Annotated in this window: 17 protein-coding genes; 5 read left to right on the top strand and 12 right to left on the bottom strand. The window is 71.2% G+C overall.

The genetic code is table 11. From position 1 onward, the window contains the following. Positions 1–64: 64 nt before the first annotated feature. Positions 65–427 (bottom strand): four-helix bundle copper-binding protein, encoded by a 363-nt coding sequence (locus ADK64_RS21870; RefSeq protein WP_053661527.1) that lies wholly within the window; start codon positions 425–427, stop codon positions 65–67. A gap of 160 nt (positions 428–587) precedes the next feature. Further along, positions 588–1,745: an acyl-CoA dehydrogenase family protein gene (locus ADK64_RS21865; RefSeq protein ID WP_107093044.1), complete on the bottom strand. Its 1,158-nt coding sequence runs from the start codon at positions 1,743–1,745 to the stop codon at positions 588–590. A 181-nt stretch (positions 1,746–1,926) separates the two neighbouring features. Here ADK64_RS21865 and ADK64_RS21860 point away from each other — a divergent pair, with 181 nt between their 5' ends. Together ADK64_RS21860 and ADK64_RS21855 are read left to right on the top strand one after the other, a co-directional pair. Beyond that, positions 1,927–3,270 carry a UDP-glucose dehydrogenase family protein gene (locus ADK64_RS21860; protein WP_053661526.1) on the top strand — a complete coding sequence of 448 codons (1,344 nt, stop codon included), beginning with the start codon at positions 1,927–1,929 and terminating at the stop codon, positions 3,268–3,270. 161 nt (positions 3,271–3,431) lie between these two features. After that, positions 3,432–3,824 carry a VOC family protein gene (locus tag ADK64_RS21855; protein ID WP_053661525.1) on the top strand — a complete coding sequence of 131 codons (393 nt, stop codon included), beginning with the start codon at positions 3,432–3,434 and terminating at the stop codon, positions 3,822–3,824. A gap of 20 nt (positions 3,825–3,844) precedes the next feature. Here the strand turns inward: ADK64_RS21855 and ADK64_RS21850 are convergent, their stop codons facing one another. Together ADK64_RS21850 and ADK64_RS21845 are read right to left on the bottom strand one after the other, a co-directional pair. Next, positions 3,845–4,945, bottom strand: coding sequence for a dipeptidase (locus ADK64_RS21850; RefSeq protein ID WP_053661524.1), 1,101 nt, complete (start codon positions 4,943–4,945; stop codon positions 3,845–3,847). 128 nt (positions 4,946–5,073) lie between these two features. Beyond that, entirely contained in the window at positions 5,074–5,433 is a 360-nt protein-coding gene (locus ADK64_RS21845; RefSeq protein WP_053661523.1) for a MerR family transcriptional regulator, read from the bottom strand. A gap of 53 nt (positions 5,434–5,486) precedes the next feature. Here ADK64_RS21845 and ADK64_RS21840 point away from each other — a divergent pair, with 53 nt between their 5' ends. Then, complete coding sequence (locus tag ADK64_RS21840; protein ID WP_053661522.1) at positions 5,487–6,626, top strand: alkene reductase; 1,140 nt, start codon at positions 5,487–5,489, stop codon at positions 6,624–6,626. Here the strand turns inward: ADK64_RS21840 and ADK64_RS21835 are convergent. The 3 genes from ADK64_RS21835 to ADK64_RS21825 are packed head-to-tail and all read right to left on the bottom strand — an operon-like array spanning position 6,566 to position 9,416. Next, positions 6,566–7,753: a dipeptidase gene (locus ADK64_RS21835; RefSeq protein ID WP_053661521.1), complete on the bottom strand. Its 1,188-nt coding sequence runs from the start codon at positions 7,751–7,753 to the stop codon at positions 6,566–6,568. The two genes, ADK64_RS21840 and ADK64_RS21835, sit on opposite strands and share 61 nt — an antisense overlap. A gap of 5 nt (positions 7,754–7,758) precedes the next feature. Then, positions 7,759–8,280 carry a 5-(carboxyamino)imidazole ribonucleotide mutase gene (purE, locus tag ADK64_RS21830; RefSeq protein ID WP_078992774.1) on the bottom strand — a complete coding sequence of 174 codons (522 nt, stop codon included), beginning with the start codon at positions 8,278–8,280 and terminating at the stop codon, positions 7,759–7,761. Next, positions 8,277–9,416: a 5-(carboxyamino)imidazole ribonucleotide synthase gene (locus tag ADK64_RS21825; RefSeq protein ID WP_053661519.1), complete on the bottom strand. Its 1,140-nt coding sequence runs from the start codon at positions 9,414–9,416 to the stop codon at positions 8,277–8,279. Before ADK64_RS21825 ends, purE begins: the two co-directional genes overlap by 4 nt. Positions 9,417–9,598: 182 nt before the next feature. Here ADK64_RS21825 and ADK64_RS21820 point away from each other — a divergent pair, with 182 nt between their 5' ends. Further along, the gene (locus tag ADK64_RS21820; RefSeq protein WP_053661518.1) at positions 9,599–10,105 is read left to right on the top strand and encodes a GtrA family protein; all 507 of its coding nucleotides are present in this window, start codon (positions 9,599–9,601) and stop codon (positions 10,103–10,105) included. Between the two features lie 30 nt (positions 10,106–10,135). Here the strand turns inward: ADK64_RS21820 and ADK64_RS21815 are convergent, their stop codons facing one another. Then, positions 10,136–11,407 (bottom strand): ATP-binding protein, encoded by a 1,272-nt coding sequence (locus ADK64_RS21815; protein ID WP_053661517.1) that lies wholly within the window; start codon positions 11,405–11,407, stop codon positions 10,136–10,138. Between the two features lie 38 nt (positions 11,408–11,445). Continuing rightward, complete coding sequence (locus tag ADK64_RS21810) at positions 11,446–12,123, bottom strand: response regulator transcription factor (RefSeq protein ID WP_053661516.1); 678 nt, start codon at positions 12,121–12,123, stop codon at positions 11,446–11,448. A gap of 506 nt (positions 12,124–12,629) precedes the next feature. Here ADK64_RS21810 and ADK64_RS21805 point away from each other — a divergent pair. Then, positions 12,630–14,135, top strand: coding sequence for a peptide MFS transporter (locus ADK64_RS21805; RefSeq protein ID WP_053661515.1), 1,506 nt, complete (start codon positions 12,630–12,632; stop codon positions 14,133–14,135). Positions 14,136–14,210: 75 nt separating this feature from the next. Here the strand turns inward: ADK64_RS21805 and ADK64_RS21800 are convergent, their stop codons facing one another. The 3 genes from ADK64_RS21800 to ADK64_RS21790 are packed head-to-tail and all read right to left on the bottom strand — an operon-like array spanning position 14,211 to position 17,565. Then, positions 14,211–15,509 carry a hypothetical protein gene (locus ADK64_RS21800; RefSeq protein WP_053661514.1) on the bottom strand — a complete coding sequence of 433 codons (1,299 nt, stop codon included), beginning with the start codon at positions 15,507–15,509 and terminating at the stop codon, positions 14,211–14,213. Then, the gene (locus ADK64_RS21795; RefSeq protein WP_053661513.1) at positions 15,506–16,618 is read right to left on the bottom strand and encodes a hypothetical protein; all 1,113 of its coding nucleotides are present in this window, start codon (positions 16,616–16,618) and stop codon (positions 15,506–15,508) included. The genes ADK64_RS21800 and ADK64_RS21795 overlap by 4 nt, the downstream gene beginning before the upstream one ends. Beyond that, positions 16,615–17,565, bottom strand: coding sequence for a hypothetical protein (locus ADK64_RS21790; protein ID WP_234384668.1), 951 nt, complete (start codon positions 17,563–17,565; stop codon positions 16,615–16,617). Before ADK64_RS21790 ends, ADK64_RS21795 begins: the two co-directional genes overlap by 4 nt. Between the last annotated feature and the right edge of the window lie 63 nt (positions 17,566–17,628).

The raw sequence follows: 17,628 nt of genomic DNA, 5'->3' as shown, positions 1-17,628 counted from the left end.
GGTCGCACAGCACGAAGGCCGAGGGCACCCGTGCGGGTGCCCTCGGCCCGTTTCGGGATCCGGCTCACATGCCGGCGGACGCCATGGCCCGGCACATCTGGGCGCAGCTGCGACACGCGTCCGCGCACCGCATCATCTGCGGATCGTCCGGCATCGCCATACACGCCTCCGCACACATGTCGCACGCCTTGGCGCACATCGCGCACATCTCGGCCGCCATGGGCGAGCGGCGCATCATCATGTCGGCGCACATACGGGTCGTCTCGGAGCAGTCCATGAGCGCGCGCATGATCTGCATCTGGGCCTGGCCGCCCATCTGCATGCAGGAACTCATGGTCTGCTCGCACATGGTGTGCGCGGACATGCAGGCCTCGACGCAGTCCTGCATCTGCCGGGTCATGGGCGTCATCGTTCCGGGCTGGGTCATGGCTCCTCCTCGGAGGCGGGGACCCGGGACGGGCCCCGTGTGCTTCCGTCCTACGTCCCCGCGACCTGCTACGCATGTGACCGACCGGTCGGCAGGTGCGCGGGCACAAGGGAAAGGCGCCCCGGAGGGCGCCTTTCGAGGAGCGCGTGGCTCCCTTCCGTTACGGCAGGTTCCTCGCCATCACGATCCGCTGGACTTGGTTCGTGCCCTCGTAAATCTGCGTGATCTTGGCGTCGCGCATCATGCGCTCCACCGGGTAGTCACGGGTGTAGCCGTAGCCGCCGAGCAGCTGGACGGCGTCCGTGGTGACCTCCATCGCCACGTCCGAGGCGAAGCACTTGGCGGCGGCGCCCAGGTAGGTGAGGTCGGAGTCGCCGCGCTCGGAGGCGGCGGCGGCCTGGTAGGTCAGGGCGCGGGCCGCCGAGATCTTCATGGACATGTCGGCGAGCATGAACTGGATGCCCTGGAAGTCGGCGATCGCCTTGCCGAACTGCTTGCGCTCCTTGACGTAGCCCTTGGCGTAGTCGAAGGCGCCCTGGGCGACACCGAGCGCCTGGGCGGCGATGGTGATGCGGGTGTGGTCGAGGGTCGCCATCGCCGTCGCGAAGCCGGTGCCCTCCGCGCCGATCATGCGGTCGGCGGGGATGCGGACGTTGTCGAAGTAGACCTCGCGGGTCGGGGAGCCCTTGATGCCGAGCTTCTTCTCCGGGGCGCCGAAGGAGACGCCCGGGTCCGACTTCTCGACGACGAAGGCGGAGATGCCCTTCGAGCGCTTCTCCGGGTCGGTCACGGCCATGACCGTGTAGTACTCGCTGACGCCCGCGTTGGTGATCCAGCGCTTGACGCCGTTGAGGATCCAGTGGTCACCGTCGCGGACCGCCTTGGTCTTCATGCCGGCCGCGTCCGAGCCGGCCTCCGGCTCGGAGAGGCAGTACGAGAACATCGCGTCGCCCTTGGCGAGCGGGGTCAGGTACTTCTTCTTCAGCTCCTCGCCGCCGGAGAGGATCACCGGGAGCGAGCCGAGCTTGTTCACCGCCGGGATCAGGGAGGAGGAGACGCAGCCGCGGGCCACCTCCTCGATCACGATGACGGTGGCGAGCGCGTCGGCGCCGGCGCCGCCGTACTCCTCGGGGACGTGCACCGCGTGCAGGTCGTTGGCCACGAGGGCGTCCAGCGCCTCCTGCGGGAAACGGGCCTCCTCGTCGACCGCCGCGGCGTACGGCGCGATCTTCGCCTCGACCAGGGAACGGATGGCGTCGCGGAGCATGTCGTGCTCCTCGGACGGGCGGTACAGGTCGAAGTCAGCCGATCCGGCCACGGTCTCTCACGCTCCAAAGACGCAGTGATACTGACGCTAATTACCGTTAAGTAACTGAAATTTTAGAGGCCCGCCCGAAGGACGCCTACGTGAGCTTGGCGACAGCGGGAAAGTTGCCCGTCGAACGGCCCGACTATGCTCGGGGGCCGCATCACCGACGTACCCCATCTGGAGCACATCCATGAGCCTGAAGATCACCGTGATCGGCACCGGCTACCTGGGCGCCACGCACGCCGCCGCCATGGCCGAACTCGGCTTCGAAGTGCTCGGGCTCGATGTCGTACCCGAGAAGATCGCGATGCTGGAGCGCGGCGAGACCCCGATGTACGAGCCGGGGCTTCAGGAGCTGCTGCGCAGGCATGTCGCGGGCTTCGAGGGGTCGACCGGGCGGCTGCGGTTCACCACGGACTGGGCCGAGGTCGGGGCTTTCGGGGATGTGCACTTCGTGTGTGTGAACACCCCGCAGAAGCACGGCGAGTACGCCTGCGACATGTCGTACGTCGACTCCGCGATCGCCTCGCTCGCCCCGCATCTGCACCGGCCGGCACTGGTCGTCGGCAAGTCGACCGTGCCCGTCGGCTCGGCCGAGCGGCTGGCCGGTTACCTGGCCGAGAACGCCCCGGCCGGCGGCGACGCGGAGCTGGCCTGGAACCCGGAGTTCCTGCGTGAGGGCTTCGCCGTGCAGGACACCCTGCACCCGGACCGGATCGTGGTGGGCGTGCGCGGCGAGCGGGCCGAGAAGCTGCTGCGCGAGGTGTACGCCGCCCCGGCGGGCGAGGGCACGCCGTTCGTCGTGACCGACTTCCCGACCGCCGAGCTGGTGAAGACGGCCGCCAACTCCTTCCTCGCGACCAAGATCTCCTTCATCAACGCGATGGCCGAGGTGTGCGAGGCCGGCGGCGGCGACGTGGTGAAGCTCGCGGAGGCCATCGGTCACGACGACCGGATCGGGAAGAAGTTCCTGCGCGCCGGAATCGGCTTCGGCGGCGGATGTCTGCCGAAGGACATCAGGGCGTTCATGGCCCGCGCGGGCGAGCTGGGCGCCGACCAGGCGCTGACCTTCCTGCGCGAGATCGACTCCATCAACATGCGCCGGCGCGGCCAGATGGTCGAGATGACCCGCGAGGCGCTCGGCGGCGGCTCCTTCCTCGGCAGGCGGATCGCGGTGCTCGGCGCCACCTTCAAGCCCGACTCGGACGACGTCCGCGACTCGCCCGCGCTGAACGTGGCCGGCCAGATCCATCTCCAGGGCGGCCAGGTCACCGTGTACGACCCGAAGGGCATGGACAACGCCCGCAAGGTCTTCCCGACGCTCGGCTACGCCGACTCGGCGCTGGAGGCCGTCCGGGGCGCGGATGCCGTGCTGCACCTCACCGAGTGGCGGGAGTTCCGCGAGCTGGACCCGGCGGCGCTCGGCGAGGTCGCGCCGGCCCGGCTGATCCTGGACGGACGCAACGCCCTCGACGGCCAGCTGTGGCGCCGGGCGGGCTGGACGTACCGGGCGATGGGCCGGCCGACCGCTTAGCCCGCGGGGGCGGACGGGCAGACGCCGGTTCGGCCGAGGCTCAGTCGGCCGAACCGGCGTCTGCCCGCATTCTGCACCACCGGCCACATACGCGGCCGGTGAACTCCCTGTGATTTACCGTGTTCGTCTGCCGGTCGGTACCAGATTCCAGGGAGGATCCCATGGCGTCCGTCGCCCGTTTCCGCAATGTCGTGCTCGACTGTCCCGACCCGCACGCGCTGGCCGCCTTCTACGCGGCGGTCGTCGGCGGCACCCCGGTGGCCGAGGACGACGAGTGGGTGGTGCTCCAGGTCCCCGGCGGCCCTCGGCTGGGCTTCCAGAGGGCCGAGGGGTACACCCCGCCCCAGTGGCCGCGCGCGGACCGCAACGGGCAGCAGTTCCATCTCGACCTCGACGCGGGCCGCACCTGGGCGGAGGTCGACGCGGCCCATGAGCGGGTGCTCGCGCTGGGGGCGCGGCCGCTGGATCTGACGGACCGGGAGGAGAAGGACTTTCAGGTGTACGCCGATCCGGCCGGGCATCCGTTCTGTCTGTGCCGGATCGATCACCCGTGACCTGACCGGTCGCCCCTGGCCTACGGGGCGTCCAGCTCCGCGATCCGCGCGTTCGAGGCCTCCCGGCGGCGCTGGGCGACCCGGGCCGTGGAGTCCGCGCTGCGCATCACCCGTTGGACGTTGCCCCAGGTCAGCAGGGACAGCTCGGTCTCGGACCAGCCGCGCCGCAGGAGTTCGGCGATCAGGTGGGGGTAGCGGGAGGCGTCGGCGAGGTCGCGGGGGTGGACGGCGCCGGAGTCGTAGGTGCCGGACAGGCCGACGCTCTCCGGGCCGGCCACGTCACGGACGTGGTCGAGGTGGTCGGCGACGTCCCGGACCGTTGGCCCGGTCTGCTCGGCGGTCAGCGGCACCATGCACACGCCCTTCGCCGCGCCCAGCGCCGAGAGCAGCTTGTCGGGCAGGTTGGCCGGGTGCGGGCGCAGCTCGCGGGCGGCGGAGCGGGTGCACAGCACCGGGGTCTTGGACACGGCGAGCGTGCGTTCCACGGTGGCCCGGGAGGCACCGGAGACATCCGCGAGGACGCCCAGCCGGTTCATCTCGCGGACCACCTCCTCGCCGAACCGGGTCAGCCCCTGCTCGCCCGCCCAGGCCGTGCCCGTGAGGGTGAGGACGCGCAGGCCGAGGGCGTGCAGGACGCGCAGGATGCCGAGGGAGTCGTCGAGCGCGCCGGCGTGGGCGGGTCCGGGCACCACGGCGACCCGGCCGCAGTTGCGGGCGTCGATGATCTGCCCCGCGGTGCGCGCCAGGCGCAGCCCGTCCGGATGTGTGTCGATCACCGAGCGGACCTGGTCCAGCTGCTCCAGGGTCGCCGCCGTCGCGCGGTGGCCGCCCGGGCCCTCGGGCAGGTGCAGCGACCAGAACAGCAGGCCCACGTGGCCCTCGCGCATCCGGGGCATGTCGGTGTCGACGGTCGCCTCGCCCAGCTCCAGGTCGTACCAGGGAAGGTGGCGCAGGGCCCAGGGCAGTCCGCTGTAGCCGTCGGCTACCGGGTGGGCGGCGAGCAGGGCGTGGGCCTGTTCCAGGGCCGCGCCGAGCGGCTCCTCGGTGAAGGGGTCGTCCGGCAGGCCGTCGTCCGCGCCGACCTCGGTCGTCGCGGGGGTGTCGTGCTGGAGGTCGGCCATGGCGGGCTCCGTACGTCGTGGGCTACGTCGGTCGTGAGCTACGTCGTGATGCGGCTGTGGCGTACCGCCACGGTCGCACGGAGGGAAGGAAGGCTTCCTGGTGAGTGGGGCGTTCGGGGGTACTCCGGTCAGCTGTCGCGGGCCGTGCGGATCACCTCGTCCAGCGTCTCCCGGGAGCGCGCCAGGTCGGCGATCATGCGGTCGATGCGGTCGCGTTCGGCGGTGAGGTCCTGGACCAGGCGCGGGGTGGCGATGGCGGAGGGTCCGCCGTCCTGGTCGCGCATGCAGGGCAGCAGCTGCCGGATCTTCTCGCTGTGCAGCCCCGCCGCGTACAGCTCCTGGATGCGCACGACCCGGTCGACGGCCGCCTCCGGGTAGTCGCGGTGGCCGCCGGGGGTGCGCTCGGCGGTGAGCAGCCCCTGGGTCTCGTAGTAGCGCAGCGAGCGCTCGCTCACGGTGGTGCGCCGCGCCAGTTCACCGATCCGCATGCCGGGCCTCCGGGCTTGAATCTGACATCAGTGTCAACTTCTACGGTACGGCCATGACGCAGACAACGGATTTCCTGGCCCCCGCCCGGCTCGGCCGGCTGGCTCTCCCGAACCATCTCGTGATGGCGCCGCTCACCCGCAACCGCGCGGAGGCCGACGGCACCCCGGGCGGTCTGATGGCCACCCACTACGCCCAGCGGGCCACGGCCGGGCTGATCATCGCCGAGGGCTCGACGCCCAACGCGGTCGGGCAGACGTACCCGAACATCACCGCGATCCACACCGACCGGCACCGGGAGGGCTGGCGGCAGGTCACGGACGCGGTGCGGGCGGCCGGCGGGCGGATGTTCCTCCAGCTCCAGCACGGCGGCCGGGTCGGTCACCCGGCGACCACGGGGCTCACGCCCGTCGCGCCGTCCCCGGTCCCGCTGCCGGAGACGATCTTCACGCCGGGCGGGCACCGGCAGGCGGTCGTGCCGAGGGAGATGACGGCGGACGACATCCGTGCCACCGTCGCCGACTTCGCCGCCGCCGCGCGCCGGGCCGTCGAGGCGGGCTTCGAGGGCGTGGAGGTGCACTCGGCCAACGGGATGCTGCTGCACCAGTTCCTCGCGGACAACACCAACCGCCGCACGGACGGCTACGGCGGCACCGTCACACGGCGGGTGCGGTTCGCGGCGGAGGTGACCGAGGCGGTGGCCGACGCGATCGGCGCCGACCGGGTGGGGATCCGGATCTCCCCCGCCTCCACCGTCAACGGCGTCCGCGAGGACGACACGGCCGGCCTCTACGCCGCGCTGCTGGCCCGTCTGAAGGGGCTGGACCTCGCCTATCTGCACCTGGTGCGCTCCGACCCGGCCGCCGACTGGTACCGGCGGATCCGCGCCGACTGGCCCGGCGTCCTGATCGGCAACCCGGACCTGACCGACCTGACCACCGAGGCCGTCGCCCGGGCCTCCCGCCGGATGCTGGCGGCCGGCGCCGACCTGGTCGCGCTCGGCCGGCCCTTCCTCGCCAACCCGGACCTGGTCGAGCGGCTGCGCCTCGGCGCGCCCCTCAACCCGGTCCGGGACCGCTACTTCATGTACGTGGGCGGGACGGACGGCTACAACGACTACCCCGCCCTGGCGGGTCAGGCGTCGGCGCCGTCCAGCGACTCGATGGTGGCGTTGGACGGGGCGCGGGTCGCCTGAAGAGCGCGGGCCACGTCCTCCGCCGCGCCCAGCACCCGCACCGCGTTCTTCCAGGTCAGCTTCGCCAGATCGGCCTTGGACCAGCCGCGTTCCAGCAGCTCGGCGAGCAGGTTCGGGTAGCCGGAGACATCGCTGAGGCCGTCCGGGGTAAAGGCGGTGCCGTCGTAGTCGCCGCCGATGCCCAGGTGGTCGATGCCGGCCACCTCGCGCATGTGGTCCAGGTGGTCCGCCACCGTGGACACCGTGGCGATCGGGCGCGGGTTGCGCTCCTCGAAGGCGTGGTGGATCTCCATCGCCTTCGGGCTGGTGTCGAGGTGGTGCAGCCCGTGGGCGCGCATGTTCTCGTCGGCCGCCAGCGTCCAGTCGACAGCCGCCTGGAGCACGAACTTCGGCACGAACGTCACCATCGCCATCCCGCCGTTGGCGGGCAGGCGCTCCAGGACGTCGTCGGGGATGTTGCGCGGGTGGTCGCACACGGCCCGCGCGGAGGAGTGCGAGAAGATCACCGGGGCCGACGAGGTGTCCAGCGCGACGCGCATCGTCGTGGCCGCCACGTGGGAGAGGTCGACCAGCATGCCGAGGCGGTTCATCTCGCGCACGACCTCGCGGCCGAACGCCGACAGACCGCCGGCCTTCGGCTCGTCGGTCGCCGAGTCCGCCCAGTCGTTGTTGTCGTTGTGGGTGAGCGTCATGTAGCGCACGCCCAGCTCGTACAGACCGCGCAGGGTGCCCAGCGAGTTGTCGATCGAGTGACCGCCCTCCGCGCCCATCAGGGAGGCGATACGGCCCTCGGCGCGCGCCGCCTCCATGTCGGCGGCGGTCAGCGCGGCCCGCAGGTCGGCGGGGTGGCGGGCGATCAACTGCCGTACGCAGTCGATCTGTTCGAGGGTCGCCGGCACCGCGCCCGGCAGGTCCGAGCGCACGTACACCGACCAGTACTGCGCGCCGACCCCGCCCGCGCGCAGCCGCGGGATGTCGGTGTGCAGATGGTCGTCCTGGCGTACGGCGATGTCGCGGGCACCGAGGTCGTAGCGGACCTGCGAGCGCAGCGCCCACGGCAGGTCGTTGTGGCCGTCGACGACCGGGAACTCGCGCAGCAGTTCCCGGGCCTCCTCGGACTTCGTCATGGCGGTCACTTCCCGAAGCCGAAGTGGCCCTGGCTCTCGACCTTGGAGCGCAGCCGCTTGCCCTTCTCGGTGGCCTGGTCGTTCAGGTCCTGCTGGAAGTCGCGCATCCGGTGCAGCAGGTCCTCGTCGTGCGTGGCGAGGATCCGGGCCGCGAGCAGACCCGCGTTGCGGGCACCGGCGACGGAGACGGTGGCGACCGGGACACCGGCCGGCATCTGCACGATGGACAGCAGCGAGTCCATGCCGTCCAGGTACTTCAGCGGCACCGGCACGCCGATGACCGGCAGCGGGGTCACGGACGCGAGCATGCCGGGCAGGTGGGCGGCACCGCCCGCACCGGCGATGATCACCTTCAGTCCGCGGTCGGCGGCCTGCTCGCCGTACGCGACCATCTCGCGGGGCATGCGGTGCGCGGAGACGACGTCGACCTCGTAGGCGATCTCGAACTCGTCCAGCGCCTTGGCGGCGGCCTCCATGACGGGCCAGTCGGAGTCCGACCCCATGACGATGCCAACAACAGGGCTCATTCGGTGATCGTGCCTCTCAGGTAGCCGGCAGCGTGACGGGCGCGCTCCAGCACGTCGTCCAGGTCGTCGCCGTAGGTGTTGACGTGTCCGACCTTGCGGCCGGGCTTCACGTCCTTGCCATACATGTGGATCTTGAGCTTGGGGTCGCGGGCCATGCAGTGCAAGTACGCGGAGTACATGTCCGGGTAGTCACCACCCAGGACGTTGACCATCACGGTCCACCTGGCGCGCGGGCGCGGGTCGCCGAGCGGGAGGTCGAGGACCGCGCGGACGTGGTTGGCGAACTGGCTGGTGATCGCGCCGTCCTGGGACCAGTGGCCCGAGTTGTGCGGGCGCATCGCCAGTTCGTTGACGAGGATGCGGCCGTCGGGGGTCTGGAACAGCTCGACGGCCAGATGGCCGACGACGCCGAGTTCCTTGGCGATGGTCAGCGCCATCTCCTCGGCCTTGAGCGCGAGAGCCTCGTCGAGGCCGGGGGCGGGCGCGATCACGGTGTCGCAGACGCCGTTCACCTGCCGCGACTCGACCACCGGGTAGGCGACGGCCTGGCCGTGCGGGGAGCGTACGACGTTGGCCGCGAGCTCGCGGACGTAGTCGACCTTCTCCTCGGCGAGGACGGGGACGCCGGCCCGGAACGGGTCGGTGGCCTCCTCGGCGGACTCCACGACCCACACGCCCTTGCCGTCGTAGCCGCCGCGGACGGTCTTGAGGACCACCGGGAAGCCGTCGCCCTCGGCCGCGAACCGGACCACGTCCGCGGGATCGCTCACGATCCGGTGGCGCGGGCACGGCACGCCGATCGCGTCGAGCCTCGCGCGCATCACGCCCTTGTCCTGGGCGTGCACCAGTGCGTCGGGCCCCGGGCGCACGGGGATGCCGTCCGCCTCCAGGGCCCTGAGGTGCTCGGTGGGTACGTGTTCGTGATCGAAGGTGATCACATCGCAACCGCGCGCGAAGTCACGCAGCGTGTCGAGATCGCGGTAGTCGCCGATGACGACATCGCTCACGACCTGCGCCGCGGAATCCTGAGGGGTGTCACTGAGGAGCTTGAACCTGATGCCCAACGGGATGCCCGCTTCGTGCGTCATACGCGCGAGCTGCCCCCCGCCGACCATGCCGACTACCGGGAACGTCACCCCCCTAGCGTATCGGCCACACCGATGTGACCGGATCGCGTCCCTCTCACGACCTCTTACCCCGGGCTTCCCGACCTCTTTCCGACCTGTTTCCGAGCTGTGGCCTCGTGCGGAAGCGCGGACCGGTTCACCTGGATAGCATGGCGGGGTTGACGAAACCTACCGACGGGAGCTGCACAGCCATGGAACCTCGTTCCTCGAGGCTGCAACGGCTCGTACGCGAGGTGGCCAAGTTCGGCACCGTCGGCGTGGCGGGCATCTTTGTCAATCTCGCCGTGTTCAACCTGGTCCGGCACTCCTCCGACCTGCCGGTGGTGCGCGCGAGCATCATCGCGACCGTGGTCGCCATCGCCTTCAACTACGTGGGCTTCCGCTACTGGACGTACCGGGACCGCGAGAAGAACGGCCGGACCAAGGAACTCACGCTGTTCCTGTTCTTCAGCGCGATCGGCCTGGTGATCGAGAACGGCGTGCTGTACGCGGCGACCTACGGCTTCGGCTGGGACAGCTCGCTGCAGAGCAACGTCTTCAAGTTCGTCGGCATCGGCGTCGCGACGCTGTTCCGCTTCTGGTCGTACCGCACCTGGGTGTTCCGGTCGCTGCCGGCCCAGGAGGCCGAGTCGATCCTCGCGGCCGAGTCCAAGCACCCGTCGAACGAGCCCGAGCCGAAGACCCAGCGGGTTCCGTAGGGCGCCGCCGTCGGCGGAGCGGGTGCGCGTCTAGCGGACCATCGGCTGGTCCTCGTCCGTCTTGCGGGCCGGGGGTGTGCGGGACAGGAAGAGGCCGAAGACCGGGGGCTGGGCCTGGAGCAGTTCCAGGCGGCCACCGTCGGCCTCCGCGAGGTCACGGGCGACGGCCAGGCCGATCCCGGTGGAGTTCCGCCCGCTGATGGTCCGCTCGAAGATCCGCGCGCCGAGGTCGGCCGGGACGCCGGGGCCCTCGTCAGTGACCTCGACCACGGCCTGGTTGCCGGTGACGCGGGTACGCAGGGCGACCGTGCCGCCACCGTGCATGAGCGAGTTCTCGATCAGCGCGGCCAGCACCTGGGCGACCGCGCCGGGCGTGCCGACGGCCTGCAGATGCCGTTTGCCCGAGCTGACGATGGCCCGGCCGGCGCTGCGGTAGGCGGGCCGCCACTCGGCGAGCTGCTGCTGGATGACCTCGTCCAGGTCGAAGGTGACGGCGGAGCCGGTGCGCGGGTCGCGGGAGTTCGTCAGCAGCCGCTCGACCACGTCCGTGAGCCGCTCGACCTGGGTGAGCGCGACGTTCGCCTCTTCCTTCACGATGTCCGGGTCGTCCGTGAGGGTGATTTCCTCCAGCCGCATCGACAGCGCGGTCAGCGGAGTGCGCAGCTGGTGCGAGGCGTCGGCGGCAAGGCGCCGCTCGGCCGTCAGCATGCGCCCGATCCGCTCGGCGGAGGAGTCCAGCACATCGGCGACCCGGTCCAGCTCGGGCACGCCGTACCGCTTGTGCCTCGGGCGCGGGTCGCCGGAACCGAGGCGCTCGGCGGTCTCGGCCAGGTCGGTCAGCGGGGAGGCGAGCCGGTTGGCCTGGCGTACGGCGAGCAGGACGGCCGCCACGACGGCGAGCAGCGCGACCAGGCCGATGATCAGCAGGGTCCGGCCGACCTCCCGGGTCACCGCGGAGCGTGGCTCCTGCACGGTGACCGTCTCGCCCTCCTCGCCCTGCTGCGTGGCGTGAATCACGTCACCCTGCGGCTTGGTGCCGATCTCGATCGGCACCCGGCCGGGCATGCGGATGACCGCGTACTGCTCCTTGCTGACCGGGTTGCGCAGCACGTCCGCGTTGACGTTCTCCGCGGCGAGGATCCGGCTGTCCACGATGCTGGCCAGCCGTACCGCCTCGGAGTCCACCCGCTCCTGAGCGCTGTTGCTGATCGTCCGTGTCTCGACGATCACCAGGGAGATGCCGAAGACGGCGATCACCACGAGGACGACGGCGAGAGTGGACTGGATGAGACGTCGACGCATGGTCCGTTACCTGGGTGATCGCTGAGCCCGGGGAGGGCTCAGCTCTTCTCGAAGCGGAAGCCGACCCCACGCACCGTCGCGATGTAGCGAGGGTTCGCCGCGTCGTCGCCCAGCTTCTTGCGCAGCCAGGAGATGTGCATGTCGAGGGTCTTGGTCGAGGACCACCACGTGGTGTCCCAGACCTCGCGCATCAGCTGGTCGCGCGTGACGACCCGGCCGGCGTCCCGCACCAGGACCCGCAGCAGGTCGAACTCCTTGGCCGTGAGCTGGAGTTCCTCCTCGCCCATCCAGGCGCGGTGCGACTCGACGTCGATGCGCACCCCATGGGTGGCCGGCGGCTGCTGGGGTTCGGCGGCGCCGCGCCGGAGCAGGGCCCGTACCCGGGCGAGCAGTTCGGCGAGCCGGAAGGGCTTGGTGACGTAGTCGTCGGCGCCCGCGTCCAGGCCGACGACGGTGTCCACCTCGTCGGCCCGCGCGGTCAGAATGAGGATCGGCACGGTGTGGCCGTCGGCCCGCAGCCGGCGTGCGACCTCCAGGCCGTCCATGCCGGGCAGTCCCAGGTCCAGTACGACCAGATCGACGCCGCCCTGCATTCCGGCGTCGAGCGCGGTGGGTCCGTCCTCGCGCACCTCGACCTCGTAACCTTCGCGGCGCAGGGCGCGGGCCAGCGGCTCCGAAATGGACGCGTCGTCCTCGGCGAGCAGTACACGGGTCATAGAGGTGATGGTAGACCGCTTGCGCACCGTGCTGGGGTGTGATCGCTCCCGGAACTCTTACCTTGGTGCGCCCCGCGGCACACCGCCGGTCCGGACCATCACTCCGGGGATGCGATCGTAGGGGAGACCTTCGAATCCGCTCTCACGGTTCCCCCGACACCTGTGATCCGCGTCTCAAGTCCTTCCATATCCGGCAGTGTCCTGCCGTACAGTGACGTGAACGCCTGTAGTACATCCGGGGACCTTTGGCGGGCATCTGACGCTGAAGGTCTCTTTTGTGTACGGGCTGGTGAGTACCAGCCTTGAAAGGAATGACCTCTGGCCGGGCCCCGGACGCATCGTCGCGTCGGGGCGTGGATCCCGGTGGTCGCCGTCCACCGCTTCCGTGATCCGGAGCCGGACTCCCCCTGGGCGTGGGGGTGGACGACCGACCCTGCCGGTGCCGGCCGCACCCCCACCGGGCGCGCAACGCTCCAGCAGCGCGTCCCGACCAGCAAGGAACGACCATGGCGTCCAGCCTGACGAAGGACTCGGTCCGACCGGGCACCCCCGGTTCCGAGAAGACCTTCTTCGGCCACCCCCGCGGCCTGGCCACCCTCTTCATGACCGAGATGTGGGAGCGTTTCTCCTACTACGGCATGAGGGCCCTGCTCCCGCTGTATCTGGTGGCCCCGGGCGGCCTGCACCTGAACGCGGGCACGGCCACCGCGATCTACTCGGTGTACGTGTCTCTCGTGTACCTGCTCGCCCTGCCCGGCGGCTGGTTCGCCGACCGTGTGCTCGGCCCCCGCAAGACAGTCGCCGTCGCCGGTCTGATCATCATGCTCGGCCACCTGTGCCTCGCGCTGCCCGTGTCCGCGAGCTTCTTCGTCGGCCTGGGTCTGGTCGCCATCGGCTCCGGTCTGCTGAAGGCCAACATCTCCACGATGGTCGGCCACCTCTACAAGGGCGCGGACGACCCGCGCCGTGACGGTGGCTTCACGCTCTTCTACATCGGCATCAACGTCGGCGCCTTCGTCGCGCCGCTGGTCATCGGCACCGTCGGTGAGAACGTCAACTGGCACCTGGGCTTCGCGCTCGCCGCGCTCGGCATGGCGCTGGGTCTGGCCCAGTACCTGCTGGGCGGCCGTCACCTGAGCGCGAAGAGCAGCGAGGTCCCGACCCCGCTGACGGCCCAGGAGAAGTCCGCCACGCTGCGCAAGGGCCTGCTCTGGCTGGCCGTCGCCGCGGTCTTCTACGGCGTCGTCGGCGGCACCGGTCACTTCACGCTGAACTGGGCGCTGATCCCGCTCACGATCGTCGGCCTGATCGTGCCGATCCTGGTCATCGCCCGCATCCGCCGGGACAAGGACCTGGACGCCGGCGAGCGCCAGAAGGTGTCGGCGTACGTCTGGTTCTTCGTGGCCGCCGCCGTCTTCTGGATGATCTACGACCAGGGCGGCTCGACCATGTCGCTCTTCGCGAGCAGCTCGGCCAAGAACTCGATCCTCGGCTGGGACTTCCCGGTCTCCTGGTACCAGTCGGTCAACCCGGTCATGATCATGGCGCTGGCGCCCGTCTTCGCCTGGCTGTGGCTGTGGCTGAACCGGCGCGGCAAGGAGCCGAGCACGATCGTGAAGTTCTCTTCCGGTCTGGTGCTGATCGGCGCGTCCTTCTTCCTCTTCCTCGCCCCGCTGTCGATCGCCGAGGGCGGTCACAAGGCCGCGGCGATGTGGCTGGTCGCGATCTACTTCGTGCAGACCGTCGGTGAGCTGACGCTGTCGCCGGTGGGTCTGTCCGTGACGACGAAGATGGCGCCGAAGAAGTACGCCTCCCAGATGATGGGCGTCTGGTTCCTCGCGGTCACCGCGGGCGACTCGGTCACCGCGCTGGTGTCGAACCCGGCCGTCGGCGGCATCAACCTCGACAAGATGGGCTTCGTCGCCCTGGAGGCCGTGCTCGCCGTGATCGCCGGTGTCGCGGTGTGGATGTACCGCAACAAGGTCAAGAAGCTGATGGGCGACGTGCACTGACGTAGTCCCTGACGTACTTCGTGAAGAGGGCCATCGCATCCGCGGATGCGATGGCCCTCTTCGCGTTCCGGGGTGTCAGCGGGTCCTGCGTCCCGGCATGAAGGTGAACACCGCGCCGCCCAGCAGGATCGCGGTGCCGGCCACCAGGCCCAGGGCCTTCAGGGCGCCGTGGTCGCTCGCGCCGGTCTCGGCGAGGCCGCCGGAGCCGCCGCTGCTGCCGCCGGTGCCGGTCGAGCCGCCGGAGATGGACGTGCCGCCGGACGCTCCACCCTGCTGCTGACTGGTGTCGAGGGTGAGCGAGACCTGGGTTTTGGTCGGGGTGCACGTCGTGGTCGTACCGAGCGCCTTGACCGTCAGCACGCCCGGTGACAGCGTCGAACTGCCGCTCGCGCCGGGCTTGTAGGTGCCGGTGAGATCGGGAATCTCGATCGGTTCACCGGACTTGATGGGGCTGGCGTTCATCGGCCCCTCGACATTCACGGTGCCCTTGTCGGCGCCGCCCAGCACCACCTCCATGGACGGCTTCACGGAGTTCGCCGGGATGTCGGCGGGGCTGTCCATCACCGACTTCTTGAACTGCACGGTGAGGGCGAAGTCCCCGCCGTTCTTCTTGGCGTTGATCTGCACCGGCGAGGTCGCGTTCTTGTCGCCGATCGGGGTCTTGCAGGCGTACGGGATCTGCACCTCCTTGCCGGTGAAGTCGGTCTGCCCACCGCTGCCGCCGGAGGACGTGGCCGTCGGGGTGGCCGAACCCGTGGGGCTGCCCGACCCGGTCGGGGTGCCGGTCGGGGTCGTGGTCGGCGTCTGGGTCGGTGTCGTGGTGGGCGTGCCGCCGCCCGTGCCCGTCACCTGGATCGTGGCCGCCTTCTGGACGGTCTCCTTCGGCGTGCACTTGGTGTCGGTCGACATCGCGTTGACGGTGTACGCGTCCGGCGTCAGCGTCACCTCGCCGGCCGTCGTCAGCTTCAGGCTGCCCTTCATGTCGGACAGCACCATGTCGCCGCCCTTGGGGATCGCCGGGTTCGTGCGCGTCCCCTGCATGGCGATGTCGGCGCTCTGCACGCCGGCCGCCTTCAGCACCCCGGACGGCTGGACCGAGTTCGCGGGCAGGTCGATGATGTTCGGATTCTTGGACGCGGCCTGGACGAACTTCCACACGACGTCCACCGTGTCGCCGACCTTCGCGGTGGCGGGCGCGGTGATCTCGACCTTCGTGGTGCCGTCGACGGGGCTGATGCCCGCGGGCGGCACGCAGTGGGTGGCGTAGGCCACCTCGGCCGCCTGCGCGGGGGTGGCGGCGAGGCCCAGCAGGACGCCCGCACCGCTCAGCGCCAGCGCGGCGCCCGCGGCCGTACCTCTCCTTCGGATGCTCACGTGGGTCCCTTCGTGGTGGGAGTCGTTGGACTCGTCGGGCTGTCGGTGTGCGGTGCGGAGAGCCGGCCGGCCGGGCCGCCCGGGACGGAGTCCGGGGCGAACCACGGCAGGGTCGGGGTCGAGGGGGGCGGTTCGGGGGCGCGGGAGCGGGCCCGCGACAGCGGGAGCGGCAGCGCCGACGGCAGCGCGGGGCGGGGCAGGCGCCGGTGGCCGGTGCGGCGGGCGGCGCCCGGGCGGTGTGGGCGGACCCGGTCCACGACGGCCATGCCGATCCGGAACAGCGCGGCCGGGACCACCAGGCAGAGCAGGATCCAGAACAGGGTCACGCCCCAGGGCCGGCCCACGCCCCACGGCTGCTCGGCGAGCACCTTGCCCTCGTACTTCAGGGACACGGTGTAGTCCCCGTGCGCCCCGGCGGACAGCTCGACGGGCAATGTGACCTGCGCCTTCTTCCCGGGCGCCAGGGTGCCGTGCCATTGCTGGTCGTCCCACTGCGGGGCGAAGACGTCGTGCGCGGAGCCGACCTGGAACACCGGGTCCTTGACCGCGCTCGTGCCGGTGTTGCCGACGGTGAAGACCAGGCTGCGGCTCGGCGGCGCCCCGAACCAGGTGAGCAGGCCGCTCGAACCGGTCAGCCGGGTGTCGGACAGGATCGCCAGCAGGCCGCCGGACTGCTCGGCGGGCAGCGCGGCGACGGGGTGCCCGGCGACGTCCAGCACGGCGTCCGCCTCCGCCTGGGCGCCGGTGACGGTGGCCACGTGCACCACGCAGGGGCAGGGTACGGGCGGTTCGGCGACCGGGAGTTTCCGGCTGAAGGCGCCCTGGGCATCGGTGGTCACGGCCCGGCCGTCGGCGTTGGCACAGGAGTTGGTGCCGCCGATCACCCCCCGCGAGGGTGTGGCACGCCCGCAGACCAACAGCATCAGCAGTGTGCGCGACCGCCATCCGGTACCGCTGACAGTGACCGAGCCGCCGGTGCCGGCCTGGGTGGCGGACAACGTGACGACCGGCCCGTCCGCCGCGTCGGCGGGTACGGCGAGGGGCAACAGCAGCAGCGCGAACACCGCCGCGCACACGGACAACCGCAGAAGCTTCACTTTTCCGCTCACTTCACCGCCCCTTGCGTCAACTCGGCGTTGCGATGGAGGAGTTCGTCATCGGCGGGGCCTTGGGGGGCGCCGCGGGGCGGGGGGTCGGCCGGTGCCGTGCGGGTTCGGCGGCGGCGTGCCGCGAGCAGCGCGCCCGCGGCGGCCAGGGCCGCGCCGCCCGCCTCCGCCACGGTCGCCCACGGGACGAACCGGGCCGACGTGGTCTCCGTGTCGTGCGCTCCGCCCGGGGCCGTGACCGTCAGCCGTACGTCGACGGCGTCCAGTGCGGGCCGGTCGGGCCAGGGCTCGGTGAGCCGCACGCGCGTGCCGGGGCGCAGGTGGACCGGGAGGGTGCGCGGGGCGCGGTCCAGGACCCGGCCGAGCACACCGTCCGCGCGCACCGCGAGCCGCGGTACGAGGACGGTCGTACCCCGGTTGACCAGGTCGTACGTAATGCTGTGGGCGTGTACGGCGAGATGCTCGACGGTCAGCGCGGCGAGCGCCGGAGCGCCGGTCCTGAGCCGGATCGGCACGGTCGCCGTACGCCCCTTCGCGTCCCGTGCGACGACTGCGCCGGAGCGGACGCCGGGCGCGGTCCCGGCCGGCACGGTCACCGTGAAGGGCACCTCGGCGCGGGTGCGGGCGGGGACACGTACCCCCTGCTCGGCGAACACGGTCCGCAGACCGGTGCCGGACAGCCGTACGACGAGCGGCGCGCGCCCGGGGTTGACGACGGACAGCGTGTCCTGCAGGACCGTGCCGGGCGGGCCCTCGGCGTAGAAGGACGGGCGGCCGTCGCCCACCGGCGCGACGGACCAGCGCGCGTCCGGCGCGGCGGCGGCGCGGGGTGCCGCGCCCAGCACGGCGAACAGCAGGCACAGGGCCACGGGCAGCGCGCGGACCGGCAGCGGGGTGCGGGCCCGGGGCGGGCGCCGGCGGTGGGTCAGCGCGCGGACGGCGGACGGCATGGGCGGCTCCAGCGGTGGCCGGCGGTGGCCAACACGGTCGGCAGGCGGTCGGGCGGTCGTCGG

The sequence above is a fragment of the Streptomyces sp. MMG1121 genome, assembly GCF_001280015.1.
Taxonomy (GTDB): domain Bacteria; phylum Actinomycetota; class Actinomycetes; order Streptomycetales; family Streptomycetaceae; genus Streptomyces.
Note: the sequence above shows the minus strand (reverse complement) of the source record. Positions and strands in the feature narration are given on the sequence as shown.